21 protein-coding genes and 1 tRNA gene are annotated in these 21,744 nt (G+C 57.7%); 5 read left to right on the plus strand and 17 right to left on the minus strand.

The window, feature by feature from the left end; genetic code table 11:
• Window positions 1-44: 44 nt before the first annotated feature.
• Window positions 45-2,267, minus strand: coding sequence for a cation-translocating P-type ATPase (locus tag GBK02_RS14295; RefSeq protein ID WP_203467286.1), 2,223 nt, complete (start codon window positions 2,265-2,267; stop codon window positions 45-47).
• A gap of 91 nt (window positions 2,268-2,358) precedes the next feature.
• On the opposite strand from GBK02_RS14295, the gene GBK02_RS14300 reads away from it, so the two are divergent.
• Together GBK02_RS14300 and cadR are read left to right on the plus strand one after the other, a co-directional pair.
• Window positions 2,359-2,691 carry a YnfA family protein gene (locus GBK02_RS14300; RefSeq protein WP_371810518.1) on the plus strand — a complete coding sequence of 111 codons (333 nt, stop codon included), beginning with the start codon at window positions 2,359-2,361 and terminating at the stop codon, window positions 2,689-2,691.
• A 22-nt stretch (window positions 2,692-2,713) separates the two neighbouring features.
• A complete protein-coding gene (cadR, locus tag GBK02_RS14305) occupies window positions 2,714-3,187 on the plus strand; it encodes a Cd(II)/Pb(II)-responsive transcriptional regulator (RefSeq protein WP_203467288.1) in 474 nt (157 codons plus the stop codon).
• Window positions 3,188-3,656: 469 nt separating this feature from the next.
• On the opposite strand, the gene GBK02_RS14310 is transcribed toward cadR, so the two are convergent.
• From GBK02_RS14310 to GBK02_RS14320, 3 genes are all read right to left on the minus strand, one after another.
• Entirely contained in the window at window positions 3,657-4,955 is a 1,299-nt protein-coding gene (locus GBK02_RS14310) for an outer membrane beta-barrel protein (RefSeq protein ID WP_203467289.1), read from the minus strand.
• A 67-nt stretch (window positions 4,956-5,022) separates the two neighbouring features.
• Complete coding sequence (locus GBK02_RS14315) at window positions 5,023-5,361, minus strand: hypothetical protein (RefSeq protein WP_051452893.1); 339 nt, start codon at window positions 5,359-5,361, stop codon at window positions 5,023-5,025.
• A gap of 44 nt (window positions 5,362-5,405) precedes the next feature.
• The gene (locus GBK02_RS14320) at window positions 5,406-5,549 is read right to left on the minus strand and encodes a hypothetical protein (protein ID WP_203467290.1); all 144 of its coding nucleotides are present in this window, start codon (window positions 5,547-5,549) and stop codon (window positions 5,406-5,408) included.
• A gap of 147 nt (window positions 5,550-5,696) precedes the next feature.
• Between GBK02_RS14320 and GBK02_RS14325 the strand changes: the two genes are divergently transcribed.
• Window positions 5,697-6,029 (plus strand): helix-turn-helix domain-containing protein, encoded by a 333-nt coding sequence (locus GBK02_RS14325; RefSeq protein ID WP_084019515.1) that lies wholly within the window; start codon window positions 5,697-5,699, stop codon window positions 6,027-6,029.
• On the opposite strand, the gene GBK02_RS14330 is transcribed toward GBK02_RS14325, so the two are convergent.
• The 5 genes from GBK02_RS14330 to GBK02_RS14350 form a co-directional block, all read right to left on the minus strand.
• Window positions 6,004-6,906 (minus strand): hydrolase or metal-binding protein, encoded by a 903-nt coding sequence (locus tag GBK02_RS14330; protein WP_203467291.1) that lies wholly within the window; start codon window positions 6,904-6,906, stop codon window positions 6,004-6,006. The two genes, GBK02_RS14325 and GBK02_RS14330, sit on opposite strands and share 26 nt — an antisense overlap.
• Window positions 6,907-6,997: 91 nt before the next feature.
• Window positions 6,998-8,005 (minus strand): YqaJ viral recombinase family protein, encoded by a 1,008-nt coding sequence (locus tag GBK02_RS14335; protein WP_203467292.1) that lies wholly within the window; start codon window positions 8,003-8,005, stop codon window positions 6,998-7,000.
• A gap of 99 nt (window positions 8,006-8,104) precedes the next feature.
• Window positions 8,105-9,073, minus strand: coding sequence for a DUF932 domain-containing protein (locus GBK02_RS14340; protein WP_203467293.1), 969 nt, complete (start codon window positions 9,071-9,073; stop codon window positions 8,105-8,107).
• 138 nt (window positions 9,074-9,211) lie between these two features.
• A complete protein-coding gene (locus tag GBK02_RS14345) occupies window positions 9,212-9,559 on the minus strand; it encodes a hypothetical protein (protein WP_203467294.1) in 348 nt (115 codons plus the stop codon).
• 462 nt (window positions 9,560-10,021) lie between these two features.
• Window positions 10,022-10,095 (minus strand) — tRNA-Thr (locus tag GBK02_RS14350).
• A 45-nt stretch (window positions 10,096-10,140) separates the two neighbouring features.
• On the opposite strand from GBK02_RS14350, the gene GBK02_RS14355 reads away from it, so the two are divergent.
• Window positions 10,141-11,916 carry a diguanylate cyclase gene (locus GBK02_RS14355; RefSeq protein WP_203467295.1) on the plus strand — a complete coding sequence of 592 codons (1,776 nt, stop codon included), beginning with the start codon at window positions 10,141-10,143 and terminating at the stop codon, window positions 11,914-11,916.
• 24 nt (window positions 11,917-11,940) lie between these two features.
• The gene (locus GBK02_RS14360; RefSeq protein WP_203467296.1) at window positions 11,941-13,161 is read left to right on the plus strand and encodes a glycosyltransferase family 2 protein; all 1,221 of its coding nucleotides are present in this window, start codon (window positions 11,941-11,943) and stop codon (window positions 13,159-13,161) included.
• Here the strand turns inward: GBK02_RS14360 and GBK02_RS14365 are convergent.
• The 8 genes from GBK02_RS14365 to GBK02_RS14400 all read right to left on the minus strand — a co-directional run bounded on the left by GBK02_RS14365 (window position 13,144) and on the right by GBK02_RS14400 (window position 21,740).
• Window positions 13,144-13,872 carry a cephalosporin hydroxylase family protein gene (locus GBK02_RS14365; protein ID WP_203467297.1) on the minus strand — a complete coding sequence of 243 codons (729 nt, stop codon included), beginning with the start codon at window positions 13,870-13,872 and terminating at the stop codon, window positions 13,144-13,146. The genes GBK02_RS14360 and GBK02_RS14365 overlap by 18 nt on opposite strands.
• An 18-nt stretch (window positions 13,873-13,890) precedes the next feature.
• Window positions 13,891-14,703, minus strand: coding sequence for a TylF/MycF/NovP-related O-methyltransferase (locus GBK02_RS14370; protein WP_203467298.1), 813 nt, complete (start codon window positions 14,701-14,703; stop codon window positions 13,891-13,893).
• On the minus strand, window positions 14,700-15,521 hold the full coding sequence (locus GBK02_RS14375) for an NAD(P)-dependent oxidoreductase (protein WP_203467299.1): 822 nt from the start codon (window positions 15,519-15,521) through the stop codon (window positions 14,700-14,702). Before GBK02_RS14375 ends, GBK02_RS14370 begins: the two co-directional genes overlap by 4 nt.
• 90 nt (window positions 15,522-15,611) lie before the next feature.
• On the minus strand, window positions 15,612-16,691 hold the full coding sequence (locus GBK02_RS14380) for an FkbM family methyltransferase (RefSeq protein WP_203467300.1): 1,080 nt from the start codon (window positions 16,689-16,691) through the stop codon (window positions 15,612-15,614).
• A gap of 47 nt (window positions 16,692-16,738) precedes the next feature.
• Window positions 16,739-17,284, minus strand: coding sequence for a dTDP-4-dehydrorhamnose 3,5-epimerase (rfbC, locus tag GBK02_RS14385; RefSeq protein ID WP_203467301.1), 546 nt, complete (start codon window positions 17,282-17,284; stop codon window positions 16,739-16,741).
• Complete coding sequence (gene rfbG / locus GBK02_RS14390; protein ID WP_203467302.1) at window positions 17,271-18,374, minus strand: CDP-glucose 4,6-dehydratase; 1,104 nt, start codon at window positions 18,372-18,374, stop codon at window positions 17,271-17,273. Before rfbG ends, rfbC begins: the two co-directional genes overlap by 14 nt.
• On the minus strand, window positions 18,367-19,143 hold the full coding sequence (gene rfbF, locus GBK02_RS14395) for a glucose-1-phosphate cytidylyltransferase (protein WP_203467303.1): 777 nt from the start codon (window positions 19,141-19,143) through the stop codon (window positions 18,367-18,369). Before rfbF ends, rfbG begins: the two co-directional genes overlap by 8 nt.
• Entirely contained in the window at window positions 19,140-21,740 is a 2,601-nt protein-coding gene (locus GBK02_RS14400) for a tetratricopeptide repeat protein (protein WP_203467304.1), read from the minus strand. The genes rfbF and GBK02_RS14400 overlap by 4 nt, the downstream gene beginning before the upstream one ends.
• Window positions 21,741-21,744: the final 4 nt, after the last annotated feature.

Consider the following 21,744-nt stretch of genomic DNA (forward strand, 5'->3'; position numbering starts at 1 on the left):
TCTGTCCGTTTTGCGATGCTTACCCCCACCCAATATGGATGCAGCTATCGCGAACGGACCATGCGCAGCCCGTTTCCGACAACCAGCAGACTGGCCCCCATGTCGGCGAATACCGCCATCCACATGGTGGCATTTCCGAACACAGCCAGTCCAAGAAATATGACCTTGATCCCCAAGGCCAGTCCGATGTTCTGCCAGAGCACGGCGTGCGTCCGACGAGACAGGCGGATGGTCTCAGGAATGCGCCGCAAATCGTCGTTCATAATGACAACATCGGCGGCCTCCATAGCGGTATCTGTGCCGGCAGCCCCCATGGCGACACCGATATCAGCGCGTGCCAAGGCGGGCGCATCGTTGATGCCATCACCGGTCATGGCTGTCGGGCCATGACGCCCCTGCAATTCCTCGATTGCAGCCAGCTTGTCTTCCGGCAGCAAATTGCCTCGTGCATCGTCGATCCCTGCCTGGCGGGCAATACTGGTTGCGGTTGCGACGTTGTCGCCGGTGAGCATGACCGACGTGACACCAAGGCGATGCAGATCGCTAATTGCTTCCCGCGAGCTTTCCTTGATGGTGTCAGCCACCGCGAATATGGCCAGTACCCGATCCTCGGTAGCCAGCAGAGTGGCGGTTCGCCCTTGATTTTCATGAACGGCAAGACGCGCCTCGATCTCGGGGCTGCACAATCCGCGATCTTCAATCAACCGATGGTTGCCCAGTATCAAGGTATGTCCATCTAGGCGGGCTTCAATGCCGCGACCCGGAAGCGCGGTGAAGTCGGTGAGACCGTTTTCCGGGAGATTCAGTCCCTTGGCAATTGCTTTCGAAACGGGGTGGTCCGAATGGCCGGCTAGGCTGGCGGCCCAGGAAAGCACCTTTGCTTCTGGATCGGAGGGGGACAGCACCTCTGTGGCTACCAGGCGAGGCTTGCCTTCCGTGATGGTGCCGGTCTTGTCGAGAGCAATGACGCGCAGTTTGCGAGCTTCTTCCAGATAGACGCCGCCTTTGATCAGGATGCCGCGCCGAGCGGCTGCGGCCAGTCCGCTGACAACTGTAACCGGCGTAGCGATAACTAGCGCGCAGGGACAGGCAATTACCAGGAGAACCAGTGCCTTGTAGAGCGCCTGTGTCCACATCCAGTCGAACAGCCAGGGGCCGCCAATTGCCACGGCCACGGCAATTGCAAAAATGGCCGGCGTATAAATGGCGGCAAAGCGATCAACGAAACGCTGGGTTGGAGCCCGCGTGCCTTGGGCTGCCTCGACGGCATGGATGATGCGAGCCAGGGTCGTGTTGTTGGCGGCAGCCGTCACCTCGAATTCCAGCATGCCGGTCTCGTTGATGGTGCCGGCGAAAACAGGATCGCCAGTCGTCTTGTCGACAGGAATGCTCTCGCCGGTGACCGGCGCCTGGTTGACCGCACTGCTGCCGGCGGTTACTCGCCCATCCAGCGGGATGCGGGCGCCAGGTTTCACCCGGGCGAGTGCACCAATGGCAACCTTGTCGGCCGGCGTCTCCAGCCAGCCACCATCGCCTTGGCGAATCTCGGCGGTTTCCGGGGCTAAGGCGAGGAGCCCCTTGATGGCGTTGCGTGCCCGATCGACGGACCGTGCCTCGATTAGTTCGGCGATGGCGTAAAGCGCCATGACCATGGCGGCCTCCGGCCATTGGCCGATCAGGAAGGCACCGGTCACGGCGACGCCCATCAGGGCATTCATGTTCAACTGGCCGCGCCGCAATGCGGCCAGTCCCTTGCGATAGGTGGAGAATCCAGAGAAAGCGATGGCAGCTGCTGCCAACGCCATACCCAGCCCCTTGAACGGCAAGGTGTCGGGTGCGAAGAAATCCAAAACCTCGGCCCCGATGGCCAATGCCAGGGCGATCAATGCCTTACTGATCTCGCCGAGACCTGATGGGGTTTCAGCCATCTGTTCATGCTCGATGGGCAGCACTTCAAAACCAAGGTGGCGGATGACCTGTAACGCACTTTCCTGGGCAGACTGCTCGCCATCGATGGTCAGGGTCCGGGACGCCAGTTCGAAGCGTAGTGACCGAATCCCCTCAATGCCTGTCAGCACCTTGCGGATATCGTTTTCTTCGTTCGGGCAGTCCATGGCGGGAATCCGAAAAACGCTCGAATTCCCTGAGGAGTTAGGTACAGCGACACGCGGCACATCCTGTATGGAGGTCGTATCCGTCACACCGCCACCTGAACACGCGCAACGCTCAGGCTCATTGGATCGGTGCTTCTCGGCATGGGTGGGCATGGCAATCTCCTATTCGTTGATGCCATTAAAAACCCTTGAGTCGCTACAAGGTCAAGCGGCTACAATGAAAATGTTCAAGGAGAAAAGTATGTTGGAGTTCCTGAAGATATTGGGGCTCTTCGTCGTCACCGCGCTGGCCGAAATCATCGGCTGCTATTTGCCCTGGCTGGTGCTGACGCAGGGTCACCAGCGTTGGCTTCTGATCCCGGCAGCCGTGTCACTGGCTCTGTTTGCCTGGCTGCTTACATTACATCCGGGCGCCGCCGGTCGCATCTACGCAGCTTATGGCGGTGTCTATGTTGCGCTCGCCTTGTTGTGGCTATGGCAGGTCGATGGAATTCCCCTGACCCGTTGGGATTTGCTGGGCAGTGCCGTATGTCTCGGTGGCATGGCCATCATCGCTTTGCAGCCTGGCCGGACGTGATGAGCGAACCAGGGAGACAGAAATGAAAATCGGCGAACTGGCGCGTTTAGCAGGAAGTAATGTCGAAACGATCCGCTACTACGAGCGGAAAGGACTGTTGCCGAAACCAGGGCGGAGCGAGGGAAATTACCGCATCTACGGTGTAATGCACCAGGAGCGACTGACCTTCATTCGGCACTGTCGTAGCTTGGACATGACACTCGACGAGATTCGGACGCTATTGCGCTTCAAGGAATCACCGGAGGAAAACTGCGGCGAGGTCAACCGCTTGCTGGATGAACACATCGGGCATGTCGTCCGTCGCATCGGTGAACTCCAAGCGCTGGAAAAACAGCTTCTTGAGCTGCGCAGTCGTTGTCCTGATGACCGTCGAGCCTCGACTTGCGGGATTCTTGAAGGCTTGTCGCAATCGGGCATAAGCGCGGAGCCGATGGGAAATCACATTCCAGGGGTACACGGAATGGCGTTACCCCCCTCTACGGACCTGCATGAATAAGCAAGACCGGTGTCTCCTCCTCAATTTCTCTAATTGAACCAATAGGTGTGATCTGGATATACACGAAAGGAAGAGAGCAAACACCATGTTTCCTAGTACCGATGCGCGCCAGACTACGAGTGAGGCCTTACTCCACTAGGTAACCCTTGTCGGCCCCATCCATCTCGAACAAGTGCTCGGTGAGATAGTCCTGGGAGAGTGCCTGTAGAGAGCGGCTATCTAGCGCGTGTAGCTATAGATGACCGCTTGCCGAACGAATGAATCACCTCATCGCTGTTAGATACTCGGTTACCAGTGACAGCGTATTAACGGCAACATAGAGTGGGATTGCGGACGACATTTTGCCCTTCCCCAAGTGATGGCTTCGGCCGAGTCTCTGCCCGGCAAGCCTCAAAAAACCCCAAAAAAAATAACTGCAAAAGGACGAAGGGGCCGCAGCCCCTTCTCTCTATGCAGTACGTTGATCCTCCTACAAGCCGACCCGTACCCCTGCCATGACCATCCCGATATTGCCTTTTCCTAGCGCCGCATCGCTGCCGGACAGGAAGTAATGCTCATAGCCAAGCCGAGCCTCGATAGCCTTGGTCAGCTGATAGCCAATAACCAGCCCCGCCGTTGGGGAGAGCACCATCTTCTTCACCACTGAACTCTGTGCTGAACCACCGACACCTGCGAAATCCAGGCTGTTGTAGATTTCATCCCGCGTGTGCACCGCCGCCAGACCCAGCTTCGGCTGGATGGTCAGGGATTTGATCGGTTCGAAGCGATAGCCGACGTTAGCCCCCAGAGCATTCGCCGTCCTTGTCGTTGCGCCAGTCAGGGCATTCCCACCACCGGTGATGCCATCGTTGGCACTGCGTGACTGGAACTCACCCAGCGTGGCCAGATACACCTCGTACTCGATGCTTCCCTCGTTCCGGAAGAGCGACAGGCGATAGGCCGTATCGGTCTTGTCGTCCGACATGCCGCCGGCCACCTGGGCATTGACAGTATGGGTCTGTAGATTCCAGACATTGCCGTTGTAACCTCCGCCGCTCATGCGAGCCGAAGTTTTCGACCAACCACCGGCCAAGCCCATCGACCATTTGCTACTCCCCCAATCCGTCTGGTTCGGTTTAGCGCCGAAGCTGTAGAGCAATCCCAAGGTAGTAATCGAGGCATCCCGACGAATGGTGCCATTGTCGATGTTGTTGATGGTGTCGACGCTGGCGTGGTAGATCACGGTATGGTCGAGACGGACAGCCACAGCTTCGGTGACTTGGTACTCAAGACCGAGGCCGTAGATCGGCCGGACCACATCCGTGGTACTGGATTCGTTGTTCGGATTCTGGAACAACAAGCCCGGATCGTTCTTGTTTGCCTTCCGGTCCTGATGCCCATACATCAGACCGAGGCGAACATAGGGTGCAAAGCTGCCGATGCGATAGCTACCGAGAACGGAGAGACCCAGGCCTTCGAGACGGGTCTTGCCGTCGACACTGGCGGTGCTGCCACCGCCAGTGACATAGCCGCTGATCTTGCGGGTACCCAAGTTCATGTAGCCCAGCTCGACGGCCAGGTAGTCATTGAGGCGTTCACCGACATAGAGGCCGACAGCCGTAGGTTTGTCTTTCTGTTGCGTGACATTGAGGGAATCCCATTCCATGTCGCGCAGGGTGAAATCGCTGTAGTCGGCCTTCCCTGCACCGATGCCAACATAGGTTTGGGCCAGACCGGACAGCGGCAGGCAGGCGAGCGCCAGGAGGGCGCAGGTAGTCGGTGTTCTCATTTCTCTCCCTTAAGCATTTTGGTTATGTGATCCACTATCGGCCATACACGGCCGATACCGAATCGTTTCACTTCACGTATTTGACGGTGACCGTGCCGGCCAACTTGTTTTTGGCAATCTCGTAGTCAGGATTGAAGGTAGCGAGGTTGTGCAACCCGATACCGACCGCCGCCCCCAGCCCGACCACGGCAGCCGGACTGAAAGTCGCCGCCATCGCCGCAGAGCGGTATTCGGAATAGACACGGCATTTGAGATCCTGTTTTTCCAGTCGCCCTTCGATTTTTTCAACGACAGCGCTGATGTTGGAAACGGCGACGACCTGGAACGACTCGTGGCGCATGGCCAGCGTGTCGAGCTTTTCCAGGGTGAGTTCGTCGGCGGTAAATTTCTGAATATCAATCGACATGCATGGTCCTTTTGGTATGTGACGAGTAACTCGCCGATTACTGATTACGGGGAAACGACCGGACCAGTGACACGGCCCTGCTGCTTCATCCATTTGCCGTAAGCCGCCACACAAACCGTGGTCAGAGCGCCGGCAACGAACGTGATGGCATAACTCGCGAGGGTTTCGAGAGGTGATGGGTTGTTCATCAGAGTTCCTTTAAGTTTTTGCGCGATGAGCAAACGTGATGCAGCACTTACTCTGCTGACATAGGCAAAGCGATGCTAAGTATTCCTTAGTATCGTGTCAATTAAGAAACTAAGAATCTCTTAGGTCAAATCTGGGCCTTGGGATTCATGAATCAATCGACGTATTTCGCACGACGTTTGCGAGAAGCCCGTCAGAAAAGCGGCCTCTCGCAAAAGGCGCTGGGGATCAAAGCAGGCATTGATCAATTCAGTGCTAGTCCGCGCATGAATCAGTATGAAAAGGGCAAGCACCTACCTGATTTGCTAACGGTCGAGCATCTGGCAAACGCAACAGGTGTTCCCATTCCGTTCTTTTTCACACCAGAGGACGAGCTTGCAGAATTGATTGCAGCTTGGGGGCAATTGGAAGCAAATCAGCGGACGTCACTGCTTGAGGCTGCAAAACAACTCCTGCCTATCCCAACACCGCCAGAGCCTTAGCCTCTAGTTTCTGCCCCAGCGTCTTGTTCATTGGCGTATCTGGAATTGTAGAAGCTGCCGAAGGATTGGCATCCGGAGTAGAAGAGAAGAACTCCTCCACTACTGCGCCTCCGTCTTCCTCTCCCTCTTCAAACGCCCCATTTCCCAGACCCAGCTTGGCTACTTGATCCAAGGCTTCCTGATCAAACCCAGCCTGCCGGCGTGCCTCATCCAATTGCTTGGCCTGCAGCAGCATTTCCTCTGTCGACAGCCCTGACCGTGGGGTGATATCCACGTAGTAGATCGGCGTGCCCATACTCTGGCGCGTCGACTTGCCACGCAAGCGCAGTTCCAGTGCCAAACAGGACAGCTTGTTTCCCGAGATTGCCTGGAAATACTGCAGTCGCGCACTTAGTGTCCGGATACTGTTGAAGCCGGTCGTCCGGAAGACAAAGCTCCCAAGCGGATCATCATCACCCAACGCAACATTCAAGCGTCCGTAGGGTTTGCATGCATTGCCCTTCGCCAGCGGACAGGCATCCGGTGACGGGCACGGAAACGATTTGATGCCCTCTTCCGTCTGCCGCTTGCAGTTCTGTCCGTCGCCAACACAGAGTGGCCGCCCGGTTGTCCGGTCAAACAAGCTGTACTCGGCACGGAAGTTGAGATCGGGATCATTGAACAACAAGCGGATCGGGATATTTCGAATCTTGCCGCCCTGTTCCTTGCGCAGGGATTCATCGAGCGGGTGCGGCAACCAACCGTCCTTGTTCTGAACCTGGCTGGTGATGGTGAATTGATCGTCCTTCTCGGGCAAACGCTTGCCATTCTTCTCGACCACCTTGCCTATAGAAATTCTTCCAAGGACAGGTGGCGTGATGGCGAGACCTTTCAACATATCAGTGACTCCTGTAAAAAATGCCTTCAGCCTGCACCGCGTGAGTGGCAGGTCGGAAAGGCTGATTGGCTTGTGATGGCTGGAGGGAAAATCAAGCAACCAGAAAGCGCCGGCTGCCTGGCTTGGTCAGTGCATAGCGCTGTTGGAACTCAGGGTGATCCTTGAGCAGACCCGAGATATCGAGCACGACACTGTCCTTGGCTTTCTTCCAGGTGACGCTGCCGGTTTCGAAGTTCGCTCTCGTGGCACTGCCCATGGCTTGCTGCAGGCTTTGCTTGAGTTGTGCCTCCAGCTTCTCGGCCTCGGCAATGCTTTGCCGAACCGACAGCCAATCGGCGAAGGCGGCCGACAGGTTGCGCTCCTCTGTGAAATCGAGTGTCTGGCCATCGTCTGCCGGATAGAGACAACGTAGCGCCAGGTCGGCGGATTCACTGCCATCGGCTGGTGGCGGCGTATCGTTCTCGACGTAGTGCCAGAAGTGCCGTTCCAATTCGATCAAGCGGGCAATCAAGCGCTCATCGCGTTCGATACGGTGGATTTCGAGATGCTGACCACCGAGCAGAACGGCGACATCCGCCGCTTGCTTGCCGGTGACGGCGAGCTGGTGCATGACCTGGAGTTGAACGTATTCGGGTACGCCTTCCTTCCAGAGCTTTGCCCCATTGATGCCGGCCGTCTTGCATTCGAGGATTTGTACCTCGCTGGAACCGGTGACTTCGCGGTCAATGTTGGCCAGCATCCACGGCAGATTCGGATCGGGATGCTGCAGGACAGCGTTGATGCGCCGTACCCGATTGCCGGTGCGTTTGGTGTAGTGGGCTGCGACGATTGGTTCAAGGATATTGCCCCAGTAAGTAGGGCTCTCTTCATCGTGTGGATCGGCCTTGGGCAGCGCGCCATCACGACCGGTCTTCTCCATCCACAGTTCGAGCTGGCTCTTGTAAGGGTTCAAGCCAACCGCTGTTGCGGCATCCGAACTACCGATGCCTTGCTTGCGAACGGCCAGCCAATCCTCGCGGGGCAGTTCCTTGGTCTTGACCAGTTTGAGTGCCGGACGATGGTTGATCGGACTGGCACTGGGTAAGGCGTGTGGTTGCATGCTTTGATTCCTTCCAGAAATGCAAAATGCCCAGTCCGCCAATAAGCGGAACTGGGCATTTGCGAGGGATGAATGGTGAAACGTGGATTCAGGTGATGATCAGGCGACGAGTTGCAGGGCCGTATCGAGAGCGCGTTGCTTAAGGACGGCACCCTGGCCGAACCAGGCTGAGTCCATGCGGTACTCGGTGCTGCGGGCACGACGTTCGTGATCGACGTACTCGGTGACGGCATTGAGCAGCCCCCAAGCGGTGCCCTTGGCTGCATCAAGTTCAGCACCCTTGCCTTGTCCGTCGTAGAGAGCTTGCACCCGCTTCAAGGCACGCTCGTTGGCCAGACCAGATGACTCGACATTGCCTGGCTGGACATCACACATCACGCGCAGAAAGTAATTCATGGCCTCGTGCGATTTCACTTTGCGCTCGGCCAGTGTTTTCATGCGGTACATGAAGCCATCGAATTGAGAAACACAGATGCCGAGTTGCTGTTTGACGGCTTGCGGATCAAAACGGGTGCTATGCGGTACCTTGATCGCCTGGCTGGCGCCGTTCACCGCGATGGTCAGGGTGTTGTTGCAGACGACACGAACGGTCGTCGGGGTTGCCGTGGTGGCGAGTGTTCCGTCACATGACGTAGCCAACAACAGGTAACCATTCACCTGATCGTTGCCCTTCAAGGCGGTAGATTGACCGGTCTTGGCCAGTGCCCAGAACTTCTTGCCACCTTTCAGCACACCAGCCGTCTCCAACTGGTAGCCCGAGATGTCAGTGAGATCGCGATAGAACTCCAGCACCTCACGGGGCTGAACCACCTGGTAACGCTGAGACACCACGGAAAGGGCTTCCTTGGTATCTGACCGATAGAGCACCTTCTGATCTTCGAAAGAATGGATGCTGCCCAGACTACCAATGCTATCGGCCATGAAACGGACCGCGGATTCCTGGATGGTCCAGGCCATGCCTGCGGATTTGGCCCAGACTTCGATGGGTTGTTTGGCAGGAAGACGATTGCCGAGGCCATGCCAGGGTTCGGCGCCGACATAGGCCATTTGTTGGACGAGGTGTGCCATGAGATTTCCTTTCGGGAATGAATGGGCGCAACCGCTCCGCCGGGTGCACGGCAGAGACGGAAGGCGTTGAATCAATGGGAGAGAAAGACGAGAACTGCGATGCCGTCCATTGCAGACGACAGAGGTCAAACCAGCCGATCAGTACGTGGTCGGCTCGGGTGCGGTGAGGCTAAAGCAGTGGCCGCAGGCGAGGCAGCGGTAGTTGTCGAGGATGCGACGGTCGACGAGTTCGCCCAATCGGGCACCGGACAGGCCACCGGCCGTGCCGCCAACCACGGCGCCAAAGAGTGCGCCGAGGACACCACCGAAGACCATGCCAGGCGGACCGGCGACGATGCCGACGGTCATGCCGATTTCGATTCCGGACAGACTACCGGTGGCACCACCAACACAACCGCCGACGGTACCGATCAGGCCAGCAGTCTTACGGGCACGATTGCGGGTGGTGATACGAGCAGAGTGACAGTTTGGGCATTGAATGTTCATTGACTGACTCCTGTAAATGGAAAGGACGAACGAAATCAGCGAACACCATGTCTGGCACTCGCTGATTTGAACGTGATTAGGAGTTAGGTACAGGGCCAGGTGCTTGACTCTGGCCAATCTGCCATGTTTTGCGGCAGACGATCACCTTCTCATTGAAGTGATATGTGATTGAAAAAAACTAAAATCCACAGGATATTGCGTTGGATCACTCAGCATGATCATTTCAAACCATACATTCCCGGGTCACAAAACAGGCCCCGCGAATAGTCAGAAAACGCGGGCACTTCCCTGCGAAGGAGTGGCATGCAAATACTTCCTGCCCTACTCCACCCCAAGTTATCATGCTGAATTGATTAACAGGTGGTCGGTATAGTGTTGATCGCCACCGGAGCAACCAAGGAGCAACGGACAATGAAAAACAAAAAAGCCACTCCGAAGAATGGCCTAACTGCTTGATTTTGCTGGTGCCCCCGAACGGAATCGAACCATTACCTGATGATTACAAATCAACTGCACGACCTTCATGCTACGGGGGCCCAAAGCAATGGGGCCGGATTATAGCCTGTTAAACAAGATTCGACATGTCTACGCTGACCAATCCCTTTGAAATCGCCCGAGAAACGCTGCGTTTGCTGGCAACACGCCGCACGCCGCCAACGCCGGACAATTATCTGACGATTTATCACGAAATCAGCGGCACCAAACCTGTTGGTGCGCCTTTTCCTGAAAAGCAGTTACGCACGCTCGCAGCCGCACTGCCAAAGTCATCGCCGGATCAACTTCGGCTCGCCCGGCAACTGGACGAGGCCGTCAAAAAAGAAAACTGGGATGATTTCCGAAGCAGCCTTGGTGATTTCGTCGCCAATCTGACCGAAATGCAGAAGCTTTCCTGGGCGCAATTGATTGGCGACCTGATCGGTCAATGGGATGCCAAGCACATCGGATTGACCACGGCACGCAAGCGTGAAGCACTGGAGCATGTGCTGGCCGGCGCCGGCGCCAATCCGGAAACCCTGTTCAATCGCCTGCAAAACCTGATGAAATCCTGGGGCGAAGGCAAGGAGAACGAACGGGGCGAAGAAGCCGACGTGCCGGCCCTGGCTGAGCCGTCAGGAACGCCTGTCGCTGCGGTGGCTCTTGTACCGGGCAAGGCCAACAATTTACTGCCTGAATTGCGGGAGTTGTTTGCCTTCACACTGGAAACGGCAATTGCCACCCAGCTTCTTGAGTCACCGCCGCTCTCCAGCGATGCCAAGATACTGGCCGGTGACATCCGTAGCGCAGCAACGCCGGAGCAACTGCGCGAATTCCTGACCCGCCTCAAGCGCTTCGCCTTCAAGCTGGAACTGCTGGCCGAAGATCAGGCGGAACTGCGGCGCAGCCTGCTCAGCCTGCTGCGCCTTCTCGTCGAAAACGTCACCGAACTGGTGCTTGACGATCACTGGCTGCACGGACAAATCGAAGTCGTTCGCGACATCATTGGCCAGCCCCTGTCCCAGCGCACGCTCGACGATGCCGAGCGACGCCTGAAAGAGGTCATCTACAAGCAAAGCCAGCTCAAATTCAGCCTGCAGGAAGCCAAATCCTCGCTGCAGAAAATGCTCGCCGGTTTCGTCGACCAACTGGCCGATTTTGCCGATGCGACCTCCGACTATCACGACAAGATCGAAGGCTGTGCCGAACGGATCAGTTCGGCCAAGGATATTTCCGAACTGGGCACCGTACTCGGCGAAGTCATGCGCGAAACCCAGGTCATCCAGCGCACCGCACGCAATTCACGCGACGAGCTGCGGTCGACCCAGGCCAAGGTCAAGGAATCGGAAGCGCGCATCAAGGAACTGGAAAGCGAACTGGCCTCGACCAGCAATTTGGTCCGTTACGACCAGTTGACCGGGGTACTCAACCGGCGCGGGCTGGAGGAAATGTTCGACAAGGAAGTCGCCCGAGCAACGCGCCATGACACCTTGTTGTGCGTCGGTCTGCTCGATATCGACAATTTCAAGAAGCTCAACGACTCCCTCGGTCACAGCGCGGGTGACGAGGCGCTGGTTCACCTGGCCCGCGTCTGCCGCGAAACCTTGCGCCCACAGGATACCGTTGCCCGCTATGGCGGCGAGGAGTTCATCATCCTCTTGCCGGAAACGCCGCTGGACGATGCCGCCAACGCGCTGGCACGCCTGCAGCGCGAACTGACCCGGAAGTTTTTCATGCACGACAACGAAAAGGTCCTGATCACCTTCAGCGCCGGCGTAACCCAGATGACGCCGGATGACGACCAGACCAGCGTCATCAAGCGGGCCGACGAAGCAATGTACGAAGCCAAGAAATCCGGAAAAAACCGGGTCGTCAGCGTGTAACCGGCCAATACTCCCGCACCGATCATGATCTCGCTCTGCATGATTGTCCGCGACGAAGCCTGCCAGCTTCCGCGCTTTCTCGCCAGCACCGCCGGTTTATGGGATGAACTCTGCGTGGCCGATACCGGATCAAGCGATGAAACACGCGAAATCCTGCAACAGGCCGGCGCAAAAATCAGCGACTTTCCCTGGATCGATGATTTTTCGGCAGCGCGCAATGCCAGCCTGGCCTTGGCGACCGGCGACTGGATCATTTACCTTGATGCCGACGAATACCCGGCCCCCGCGCTGATCGATGAAATCCGTACGCTGGAGCGCGACGCTCAAGCCGGAGCAGCCACGCTACTTATCCAGAACCTTCGGGAGCAAGGAAAGGTCGAGGAACAGCGCCTGCTGCGCATGTTCAGGCGCGACGGATACATTCGTTTCGAGCATGCCATCCATGAAAGTGTCGCCAGCCCGGTCGCAACGATGCTGGCCGAGCGAAACCTGAGTACTCGGCACCTGGGCAGCCCGGTTGAACATATCGGCTACCACCCGACGCTGATGCAGCGCAAAAACAAACGCGAGCGCGACCGGCTCATTCTGGAAAACTGTCTCGCCCGCCAACCGGACGACCTTTACTCCGGGTTCAAACTGCTCGAGCTGGCCAACTACTGGTCTGAAGCCCAACTGGCGGAGCAAACCGCCAGGCATCTGGAAGCACAACTCCAGACATTGCCGCCCGAAGCGCTCGCCAGAAATCATTGGTCCGGCGACCTGCTGGCCCGCGTGGCGCGGACGCTGTATCTCTCTGCCCCCGACGAGGCGCTGCGTTTTCTGGCACAGCACCCGGTCACGCCAAGCCGTGATTATCTGGAAACCCGCGGCCTGTTCCTTGAGGCGCTTGGCCATCAAGCTGCCGCCGAACATGATTTTTCGGCAGCACTGGCCTTATGCCGCCAAGCATGCCTCCCCGCCCCGATGCATGTGGGTGCCCTGCTCGGCCTGGGTCGCTTGAAGCTATGCATCGGCGACATGATCCAGGCAAAAAACCTGATCGACCAGGCAATCGGTCTCAACCCGGAAAATGCGACCAGCTTGCGCTACGCCTTGCTAATTGCCGAACTAAGTGGCGGCAAACCAGCCGTTCAGCAGCGCTGCTGCGAACTCGGCGAGCTTTATGGCGTAACGCAGACGCTCGCCGATTTAGCCGCCGAATTCGGGTTGACCGTAGCAGCGACGAACTCAGTCCTTGCGCCGTAGATAACCGCAACCGACCAGCGAGGTCATCAGTTTGTCGGCGTAGTGGGCATCAGTTTCAAATTCCGGGTGCGTCGACAAGAATTCCATGACCGCGGTTTTCGGGTTGTCACCCACTTCCCACGGGCGGTTCGGGAAGGAGCCCGGCGGCATGTCTTCAACAATGGTGTCGAAGACGATGCAGTAGCTGCCCGGCGAAACCAGTGGGCCGTAAGCGGCCAGTTCAGCCATGACGTGTTCGTGCGTGTGATTCGAGTCGAGGCAGACCAGAACGCGCTTGCCCTTGGCCAGTTCGTGCACCTGAGCCACCACGGCGGGGTCGATGCTGGAGCCCTGGATCAGTTTCAGGCGCTTGCCCATCTGGTGTTTTTCAATCAACGGACGGTTGTGGTCGCGGATGTCGATATCGATACCGATCACTTCACCATGCCCGACCAGTTCAAGCAGCGAGGCCGAGTAAATCACTGAGCCGCCGTGCGCCACGCCGGTTTCGATGATCAGGTCCGGCTTCACGTTCCAGACGATTTCCTGCAAGGCAATCATGTCGACCGGGTTCTGGATGATCGGACGGCCCATCCAGGTGAAGTTGTACACCCAGTATTTGCGCATCGCCTGGGAAATCCAGGCCTGCGACAAGCCCTTGAACTCCGGGTCGCGGGTATAGCTCTCGATACGTTCCTTCTTTTCCTGCTCAAACTGTTCAATCGGGTTCATGGCGTTCCTCGTGATCAATCAAAAATTCAGATAGCGTTCGGCGTTGCTGCGGTGAATATAGATGGCTTGTCCGGTATGTAGCGGAATAACACCTGGCAAGCCCTGTTCGGAAAAATACTCGTCAGTCACCAGCTTGCAGTCGACATAAGCTGGCCAGCCGTAATCGTCGAGCACGACAACAGCACCGTCGACCAAGCGCGGCACCAGGTATTCGAGACAAGCCAGCGTCGCCTGCCCGGTATTGATGTCGATATGGGCATAGCGCACCTGGCCAATCCCGGCGTCTGCAAAGGTATCTGGCACAAAACCGGGATGAAACTCGACGAAATCGGCAAATCGTTCGAGATTTCCACGGGTTTCATCGACCGACACATCACCGAAACTGCCACCGATGCGCGCCGCCTTTTCCTCGTTGGTCAGATCGGCATCCGGCACGCCGGCAAAGGTATCGAACAAATGAAACCGGCCTTGTGCGCCGGCCTTGGCGAACACGTCGGCAGCAAGAAAAGCTGTGCCGCCGCGAAACACGCCGCATTCGACGAAATCACCGGCCGGACATTGCAAGGCCAGTTCGGCCATTTTCAACAGAATATAAGCCCGTGGCTCAACACTGAAGCCGCCCCAGGCTCCGCGTTCAATGGCATTAGCCTGGGCGTAGATCATGCTGAACATCGCATCATGCTTCCAAGGCATGGCAAATGGGCCAACGACTGCCGTATCGTAACGTTCCCCTCCGGCCATCATCGGGCTGATCCGGTTGAGCGCCTCAATGATCCGCCCTCCCGCCTTGACGTGTTGCAGGATGTATTCCGCCAGTTTCAGATCACTCATTGCAGGGACTCGGCATAAAGGGCGCACAGCTCGGGAACATCATCCAGAGCCGAACGCGGATTAAAGGGGAATTCAGCGTGCAGGCGACGCACATCGATCGCCGGAAAGTCAAAAACCAGCGCGCCCGGACGAACCGACCAAGGCACATTCAGCACACCGGCGATGGCCTCAACCAATGGGCCGTTGGCCACATTGCAGCCGCTCGCCAGATTGTAGAGATCGTGTTTCCCGTCGCGCAACATGGCGACCAGCATCGGCACCACATCGGCCACGTGGATGTAATCCTTGCCCGAATCAGCCGCCGTGCCCAGCTCGATGGCACCACGCTCAAGGCCTTCCAGGATCAGGCTGGCCAAAAAGTTGCGCGAACTGAAATCCGGGCCATAGACATTCGACATCCGGACCACCTTGACGCCGGGACGCCGGGCATTGAAACACAGGCTTTCCCCCAGCAGTTTGGACAGGTTGTAGAGGTCGCTCATCGGGCGCGGCTGGACGATCATCGATGCGTCCTCGGCCGTGCCGCCGTAATCGCCGTAAACACGGGTGCTCGACAGGTAGATCAGGCGCTCGAAGCGGGCTTGGCTCAAGATACTGGCGAGATAAGAGACATGGGCCTCGACCGTCTCGAACGGGCGCTCGCGAAAATCCGAGGTCATTCCGATGCAGTAATAAACATCACCGAGCGGACGCTCGAAGATCGCCGCATCGCCCCGCACCGGCGCCCAGACCGACTCTTCCTGCAGTTGAAAATGCTTGACCAGACTAGAGCCGACAAAGCCCGTTGCCCCCAGAACGGTATTCAGCGCGGCGCTCATTTGCCGCACCAGCCAGTCGATCTTAAGGGATTGCCGAGACGGATCACTTGCGGCTCAGTCAAAAAAACCGGTATAACAGCCATGTGTGGATTACCTACCTGGCATTCCATCAAATGGATGATGAAGTGCAGGATTTTTGTGGCGCAATAATTTAGGACTTACATTCTCAACACGCTTGAACAAACTCCGATCCAGACTGGTTTCGTCCAGTACAGCAAGCATGTTAAAGCCATGTGGCGGTCCTTCGAGATAAACATGGTCAGCCGGAATCAATTCAATCGGCAGCATTCCCATTTCCTGATTCGTATTGAAATCACGTACAGCAAAGATATGGTAACCAAGCGAGCTCAAGAGAACGCATATCGGTGTTTTAAGCAAGCCCTCAGACCAATCAACATAATCTCTATGCACTTCAAACACGATGGCCGGACGGTCCTTGCGCAGTGTCTGAGTAGCCCCTTGCAGGGCACGCAATTCAGCGCCTTCGATATCCAGCATAATTAGACTTAAATGACAGCCTTGATCGGCACAGTAATCATCAATCGTTACCGTCTCGAAGCCCTCTTCAGCAGCCCCCACCTGCACGACATTAGCAAATGAATCAAAGCCATCAAGCCGCAACTTCTGGCTTCCTTCATCCCACAATCCTTGTTTTCGAATGAGCAGATTGTCCAGACCATTTAACGCCACATTACTTAGCAACATTCCAGCCTGAGCCTGATTCGGTTCAAAGCAATGCACATGGCGTCCGGATTCGCTCAATTGTCGCCCCAACAGTACGGCATGATCGCCAAAGTAAGCCCCCCCAACAAGAACATCCGAGTCGCTATGAGCAGCGAGATACTTGAGCAACCGAGTGGTTTGTGGCTCCCAAACATGGGTGGGGGTTTCAGACGTAGCCAGTAGAAAATCACGAGCAATTTTGGTGCGGTAAAAAAACTGAAACTGCGTACCATCAGCCAGCGTTTTTTCGTACACATCAGCGTCGCAATGCAAAGCATCAATGATCGGTCCGGTAATATCGTCGCGCACCGAACCCTTATAACCGATACGCTGCTCTGCTTGTTTCAACCATTGCACTAACTCCTGGCGCAACTGACGATCTCGCCCCAGCATCAACAATGCTGCATTCAATTTTTGACCGTTGAGGTCACGTGGATCATTTGCCATTCGTTTTCTCCTATCTAAGCATTGTAGGCAAGGCAGCAGCACGCCTTCTACAAAGATGTAATTCCAGAACACAAAAGGGGTTGCATTTGATCGCGGGCTGAGACACCCACGGGTGCCAACGGCCAGTCGATGCCGAGTGCCGGATCATCGAAACGCAGACCGCGCTCGGCCGCCGCGCAGTAGGGCTTGGACACCATGTAAAGCAGCGAGGAATTTTCCTCCAGCGCCTGGAAACCGTGCGCGAAACCTTCGGGAATCAGCATCATCATGAAGTTGTCCGGTGTCAGTTCCTGGGCAAACCACTGGCCCCAGGTTCTCGAGCCTTCGCGGATGTCGACCGCGACATCCCAGATCCGACCGCTGACGCAGCGCACGAACTTGGTTTCGGCATGCGGTGCAAGCTGGAAATGCATACCGCGCACCGTTCCTTTTGCCACGGTCAACGACTGATTTGACTGCAAAATGGGATCGGGAAAACCGGCTGCGGCAAATTTTTCCTGACAGTAAATACGCGAGAAATAACCGCGTTCATCGCGGATCGGGGCCAGCCTGACCAGACGCAGGCCGGAAATCGGTGTGTCAATGAACTCCACGGCCGCCCCCGAGCAAATTCCGGTAAGCCGCGATTTGCCCCAACGTCAGTTCAAGCACTGCAGCAACCGGGGCATTTTCGGCCTGTTTGTACCAGTCGACCGTGCAAGCCAGCGCCTGATCGACGCTCCATTGCGGACGCCAGCCGAGACGCTGACGCGCCTTGGCCGATGTCAGACTGAGCAGGCCGGCTTCGTGCGGCGCATTCGGATCAACCTGATGGCGAACTTCGGCCGCCCGCCCCCAAAGCTCAGCCATCGTTGCCGATACTTCGCCGACACTCCTCACGCCGGACTCATCCGGCCCGAAATTCCACGCTTCGGCAATCGCCTCGCCGGCAAACAAACCTTCGGCCACCCGCAGATAACCGGAGAGCGGCTCCAGTACATGCTGCCACGGCCGCGTTGCCGAGGGGTTACGCAAAGTCAGCGGCTGACCGGCCGCAAAAGCCCGCATCGCATCCGGCACCAGCCGGTCTTCCGACCAGTCGCCGCCGCCAATCACATTGCCGGCCCGCACCGTGGCCAGCGCCACGCCCTGCCCGCGCAAAAACGAACTGCGCCAGCAATGCGCCAGCAACTCGGTCGCCGCCTTGCTCGCGCTGTACGGATCCTCGCCACCGAGCGCCTCGTCTTCACGATAGCCCCAGGTCCATTCGCGGTTCAGGTAGCATTTGTCGCTCGTCACGACAACGATGGCCCGAACGCTATCGACCTTACGGCAAGCTTCGAGCAAATTCATCGTTCCGGTGACGTTGACCGCGAAAGTCTCGGCCGGCTCGCGGTAGCTCTTGCGGACCAACGCCTGCGCCGCGAGATGGAGCACGATTTCCGGACGAAAATCGGCCATCACCCGCTCGACACCACCGACATCACGCAGATCGACGACGTGATGCTGCAATCGCCCGGCAATTCCTGCCGCTGCGAACAATTGCCCGGCATGATCGGGCGGCAGCGCCAGGCCGGCCACTTCGGCGCCCATGTCGGAGAGCCACAAAGCCAGCCAACTGCCCTTGAAGCCGGTATGCCCGGTCAGCAGGACGCGCTTGCCGCGCCAGAAATCGGCCGTCGGGCCGCGCCAGAGTTCAGGCATTCCAGACTTTCCACGGCGCTTCGCCGGAGGCCCAGAGCTCTTCGAGCAGATTCTTTTCGCGCAAGGTATCCATCGCCTGCCAGAAACCGGAATGGTAATAAGCCTCAAGCTGACCTTCGCTGGCCAGGCGATTCATCGGGTCCTGCTCCCAGGGCATCGCATCGTTGTCGATATAGTCGATCACCTTGGGCGACAGCACGAAGAAGCCGCCGTTGATCCAGCCACCATCGCCGGGTGGCTTCTCGCGAAAGCCGCTGACCCGGTTGCCGGTCAGCTCCAGCGCACCATAACGCCCCGGCGGCAGGACGGCCGTTACCGTCGCCAGGCGACCGTGCGCCCGGTGGAATTCGATCTCTTTGCTGATGTCGACCGTGGCAACACCGTCGCCATAGGTAAAGCAGAAGTCTTCGCCGTCATCGAGATATTTGCGCACCCGGCGCAAACGACCGCCGGTCATCGTTTCCTGCCCGGTATCGACCAGCGTGACACGCCACGGCTCGGCGTGCTCCTCATGCACTTCCATGCGATTGCCGCGCATGTCGAAGGTGACATCGGACGAATGCAGGAAGTAATTGGCGAAATACTCCTTGATCACGTAGCCGCGATAGCCGAGGCAGATGATGAACTCGTTGATCCCGTGGCTGGAGTACATCTTCATGATGTGCCAGAGAATCGGCTTGCCGCCGATCTCGATCATCGGTTTCGGGCGCAGGTGCGACTCTTCGGAAATCCGGGTGCCCAGGCCGCCGGCAAGAATGACTGCTTTCATGATTGCTTGACCTCGTTTTGCTGATCACACCAGTGCTGCCACATGCCACTCAACGCTGCTTCGAAGTGACGCGCGAAACGCGGCGCATCCATCAACGGACTGATCAGCATCTTGTCGCGCAAGCCCTGGCGCAGGGCGAACAGGCGCTCACGATCCTCGGCCAGCTTGACGGCCAGCCCGACGTATTCATCCTCGGTCGCGGCGATCAGCGAGTCCAGCCCGACATTCGACAGGATCATCACGCCCATGCGCGACATCAGGTGATGGCCGGCCAGCGTGATGTAGGGCACGCCCATCCAGATGGTGTCGAAACCGGTGGTGCCACCATTGCACGGGAAGGGATCGAGCGCGATGTCGATCTGGTTGTAAAGCTTGTACTGGTTTTCCTTGCGGCGCGGCACCAGCTCAAGACGCTCGCGGCCCACACCGAAACGGGCGAAGCGGCTGGCAAACTCATCGCACAGGGCCGGATCGCTGAAAGTGGTCCATTCCAGCATCAAACGGGAATTCGGCACGGCAAGCAGCACCTTGCTCCAGACGCGGATCACGTCCTCGGTCACCTTGGCCAGATTGTTGAAACAACCAAAAGTGATGTAGCCACGTTCGACACAGGGCGCCACTTCGACAACTTCCGGACTGTTCTGGCCCGGACGATAGACGCAGTAGCTTTCCGGCAAGCGCCACAGCGTCTCGCTGCTCAGATGCTCGGTCATGCCGACTGGCTCGGCATAGGCATTGGTCAGCAGATAATCCATCTGCTTGACGCCGGTCGTTGCCGGATGCCCCAGCCAGCCGAACTGCACGGGCGCAGCGCGACGGGCGAAAGTGAGCAGACGGTTGCCCGCCGTGTGGCCGCTCAAATCGACCAGGATATCGACCTGATCGTCACGGATCTGCTGGCAAAGCGCTTCGTCGCTCATCGCCCCGACACCGCGCCAGCGCGTCACCAGCTGCTTCAGGCGACGGGTGACATGGTCGGTGGCGAAATGGCTGTAGTAGGCATAAATCTCGAAACGCTCGCGATCCAGCGCCTGCCAGACCGGTTCGACAAAATAGGCGACTGCATGATCACGCAGATCGGCCGAGACAAAACCGACCCGGATTTTCCGCTTCGGGTCCGGCGAATTGGTCAATTTGACACCGTCGACCGGGACAAGCGCCTGGCAGTGCATGGCCTCGAATTTCTGGGCCTCGGTAATGATTTCCTCGGGCGCAACGTGCGAGGCATACATCATCGAAAAAATCAGGTTGCTGTGATATTTGGCGATGGAAACGGCTTTGTGCTGATACTCAAGCCCCTTGGGCATGTCGCCCATATCCTTGTAGATCATCGCGATATTGGTTGCCGCGCCGACCAGATCGGCTTCCTCCGGGTCGTTGTCGAGGATGGCCTGCAGCACTTTTTTCCCCTCCTCCGTCCGTCCAGCCTTGTGCAGGCACAAACCGTACTCGTAGCCCAGGCCGGCAATATCGGGGTCCAGCGCCTTCGCCTTTTCAAACTCGGCCAGCGCCGCCTCGGCGCGCCCCAGGCCGCTCAAGGTAGTCGCGAGCAGTTTGTGGGCAACCGCATCATCCGGATCCAGTTCAAGCACTTTCCGGAAGCAGGATTCGGCATCCTGCATCTTGTGCACCAGCAGGAAAGTCCGGGCCAGCGAGCCCCAGGCCGGGAGATAGTCGTCCTTCATCCCGATCGCCTGGCGGCACATGCGAATCGCCCGCTCCGGGTCACCTTGCAACTGGGCAACGGTACCCAGCGCGACACTGACTTCGGGGCGCGGGTGAATCTTGCCCGACTCGATCAACGCCGCTTCGGCATCTTTCAGCTTATCCATCCGGATCAGCAACAAGCCGCGCTCCAGCAAAAGATCGCTGGTCGCCGAAAAATCGGCAACCGCCTGGTCGAGCACCTCCAGCGCCTCATCGTATTTTTCCTGACGACGCAGCAGGCGGCAGAAACTCAGGCGAATATCGATATCTTCAGGGGCCAGCGCAATCCCTTGCCGAAGAAACGCCGCACCTTCTTCAAAATCACCTCTCAAAACCAGAGCCGATCCCAGATTGGTCAGGAAAGTCAGACTGCTGGGCGCCAGCGCCAGGGACTTGCGGTAACACTCGATCGCTCCGTCCAGATGGCCTTGCAACTCAAGTACGACCCCCAGATTGCTCAACGCCTCCGGCGACTGGGGACGAAGCGCCAAGGCACCGACCATGTAGGGCAAGGCATCTCCCGGCAGGTTCTGGGCGCGGTAAAGCAGGCCAAGCCCGGTCATCGCCTCGAAACTATCCGGTTTGGCATCCAGCGCGGCCTTGTAAGCACCTTCAGCGCCTTCCGTATCCTTCAGGTCACGCAGAATATCGCCCAATGTCACCCGAAACAGCGCAATTTCCGGTGCCAGTTCAATGGCTTGACCAACCAGCTCCTGTGCCACATCGAGCATCGAAATTTCGCGAGCCAGCAAAGCCAGCAGATGCCAGGCGTCGGCACAGGCGGGATTGGCTTCGATGGCGGCGTGATAACAACGCTCGGCGGCATCTTGGCGTCCCGCCCGGTGATGTTCCAATCCTTCGGCAATGAGGGCTTCTGCGTCGTTAACCATAAAT

Origin of the sequence: Dechloromonas sp. TW-R-39-2 (assembly GCF_016864195.1) — a bacterium.
Taxonomy (GTDB): Bacteria; Pseudomonadota; Gammaproteobacteria; order Burkholderiales; family Rhodocyclaceae; genus Azonexus.